Origin of the sequence: Arthrospira sp. PCC 8006, from assembly GCF_046480465.1 — a bacterium.
GTDB classification, from domain to species: Bacteria; Cyanobacteriota; Cyanobacteriia; order Cyanobacteriales; family Microcoleaceae; genus Limnospira; species Limnospira platensis.
In genome coordinates this window covers 1-2,869 of record NZ_PKGG01000379.1, presented here as the reverse complement: position 1 = coordinate 2,869, position 2,869 = coordinate 1, and the positions used below count along the sequence as shown (strand labels likewise).

The following is a 2,869-nucleotide window of genomic DNA, read 5'->3' as shown; positions in this document are numbered from 1 at the left end:
TGCTACAATAGGGTGCGGTTCCACATAGACTGTCGCCCCCGTAGTCGAAGCATCATGGACGATACCCGGAATGGCATCTTTTTGGGGAGCTTTCACCGGAATCACAAACCTACCCTCTCGCTGGGTGACGATTTGTTGTTGAACCGCTTGCGCTTTCCGTTGCAGGATGCCTTGTAGAATTTGATAAATGCGATCGCGGGTTGATTGCAGCCGGGCGCGAATTTCCCCCATTTTCACACTGGCGCGATCGGTTACCTCTCCCCGTTCATCAATACACCGATGAATTTCCTGCTCTAATTCCGGATAGGTGCGTAGTTCTTCCACTAAGCTAGTTAATACCGGTACATCTTCCTGGTCATCAATTACCCGGCGCAGTTGTCTAGCCCCCGCTAAGGTAGTGGCGATCGCTAATAACTCCTCACCAAATAAAATACCTTGGCGATCGGCCCTTTCCAGAGAAGCCCCAATATCCTGAATACCATCAAGAGACAAACCCTGAACCAGCTTGAGTTGCAGTTGATAAGCCTCTTTAGTTTGTGCTAAAAGGCGATCGGTTTCTTCTTTCGTCTCTGGAATAGCCAACTGACGGGCTGCGAAAGCACCCAATTTAGTTGCCGTAAAGGTTGCCAGATGTTTACACAGCCGATGCCATTCCAGTAATTCTAGGGTTTCTGCTTGAATCAAAGCCTAAAGTTTTGATAATACAAATGTTTATCCTCCATGGTATCATATTTTTTGATTTTTACCAGCGATCGCCTTGAACTTGGGAAATTTTGGTAAGTCAAATGTTTTCAACTTATCGCTTTAGGCTGGGGAGTTGTCAAAGGTTTGACTTATGCCGATATCTTCCCTGGTATTGGAGGATTTATAATCGGGCTATAACCAACTGGATTAAAATGTATTTATGCGTTCTAAATTAATCAGTATTGTCGCCAAGCATACTTTCAGAATTTTGGGGACTACCCAGAAGCAGATATCCCTCAAGTTTATTTCACTAGCCTTCCCAAAGTTAATCTAATCACCCCTGGTTTTCCCTGTCAGCCTTTTAGTATTTGAGAATCCCTCTTGGCAATATTTTGACTTTCATTATCCATTGTCCACAGATCGCCCCAATTTTGTCCCTTCAACATTCTTATCTTTTCACCAAATTTTCCCCAGAGATTCCACAAACTTTCCACAGGGTAAGCCGAGTTTTTCCACAGATTTATCAGATTTTTCCACAGCCAACCACTCCTATAATGATAGTCTGCCGTTTAATTGGGGATTTTGGCAAGCCTAGTATCGACAGCCTTAACTACCCAGATTATTGTAAAGTTATGTAAAAAAAAATGGCTGCAAACCCTCATTCTGTCGTCAAGTCCCCATCACCCAGACCGAGGTTGTAACATTTAGCAACATTGACAACCCTCCCCCCCCATAGCACACAATAAATAAGATACTATTTTCCCTTCAAGCATCAAATTGCTCAGTCCCTTAGCCTAGCCACATAAAAAATGGCTCCATCCCAACTTCTGTGAGGTTTATATGAACACAAGTGTTAGTATTCTGACCGAAATTCCCGAAACACTCCACGAGTCCCTTCAGGGCTACCTGGACACTCACCCCGACTGGGACCACGATCGCGTGTTTTCCGCCGCCCTGTCCCTGTTTTTGTTACAAAATGGCAACAACACACCAGAAGCCCTCGATAGCTGTAGAGTAGCCGCCAGAGTGTACCTAGAAACTCTGTTTCAGTCCAATACATAAGCCAGCCCTGAGAATAGCCCCAGTAGGGTGCGTCACATCCTCCTAATTTCCATAGCCACGATAACTGTTCTGATGTGACGCACCTTCCCAACTCTTTTCAAAGCAGAAGAAAGATAATAACCCCCTAATTATTGAAATTCTTTAACAATTAGTTTTTCCCCAACTACCGTCACAATTCTTCGTCATGCCATACTATGATCACAGATGTTAAGTTATCAACAGGTTTAATAACGTTAAATCTTGCACTAGAGGGCAATCAACAGTACAATCACCACTATCTGCTTTGTAATTTCCACAATGACAAACCTAGTTGATAGCCTTATAGTTGGTGCTGGTATTAGCGGGCTAAGTTTAGCCCATAGCCTGAACCGTGAAAAAAACCCCCGCTCACCCCTAAAAGTTTTGGTCACAGAAAGCCAGAACCGAGTCGGGGGAAATATTACGACCGGACGCGCATCTGATTTTTTATGGGAAGAAGGCCCTAACAGTTTTGCCCCCACCCCTGAATTACTCGGACTAGCCGTAGATTTGGGGCTTAAACAAGAATTGATTTTTGCCGATCGCAAACTACCCCGTTATGTCTACTGGAACCATAAGTTACATCCAGTACCCATGACCCCCCCCGCCCTACTCTCCTCCCAACTAATCAGCCCCAGAGGTAAACTCCGCGCCGCCTTGGGAGCCATAGGATTTGTGCCACCCCCAGTAGGCGCTCACCTCTCTCAACAGCGAGGAGAAGAAACTATTACCCAGTTTTTCCATCGCCATTTAGGTTCAGAAGTCCTAGAACGTCTCGTCCAGCCCTTCGTTTCTGGGGTTTATGCTGGCGACCCTCAACAGTTAGCAGTGCGTTCCGCCTTTAGTCGATTAGTAGCCGCCGAAGACGCAGGGGGTGCGCTACTACCTGGATTTGTGCGATCGCGCCTTAATAAAAAAGCCACCAAAGACACCACCGCCGACCCCAATATTCCCAAAACTCGCCCCGGTGAATTAGGGTCCTTCCGTTATGGCCTGGAAACTCTGCCCGAAACCTTGGCCAGTAAATTAGGCGATCGAGTTAAGTTAAATTGGACCCTCGACCGTTTTTATCCCACCGATCATCAAACCTATATTGCTGAATTTT

At 45.8% G+C, this 2,869-nt stretch carries 3 protein-coding genes and 1 pseudogene; 3 read left to right on the top strand and 1 reads right to left on the bottom strand.

What is annotated here, in order from left to right:
- Positions 1–684, bottom strand: a pseudogene (locus B9T16_RS27585) (endonuclease MutS2); the annotation flags it as partial.
- Positions 685–915: 231 nt separating this feature from the next.
- Between B9T16_RS27585 and B9T16_RS27580 the strand changes: the two are divergent.
- The 3 genes from B9T16_RS27580 to hemG form a co-directional block, all read left to right on the top strand.
- Positions 916–1,056: a DNA cytosine methyltransferase gene (locus B9T16_RS27580; protein ID WP_108615257.1), complete on the top strand. Its 141-nt coding sequence runs from the start codon at positions 916–918 to the stop codon at positions 1,054–1,056.
- Between the two features lie 468 nt (positions 1,057–1,524).
- Complete coding sequence (locus B9T16_RS27575) at positions 1,525–1,746, top strand: DUF2811 domain-containing protein (RefSeq protein WP_006617830.1); 222 nt, start codon at positions 1,525–1,527, stop codon at positions 1,744–1,746.
- 297 nt (positions 1,747–2,043) lie between these two features.
- Positions 2,044–2,869 (top strand): protoporphyrinogen oxidase (gene hemG, locus B9T16_RS27570; protein ID WP_410246279.1); only part of this gene is annotated, 826 nt, incomplete at its 3' end.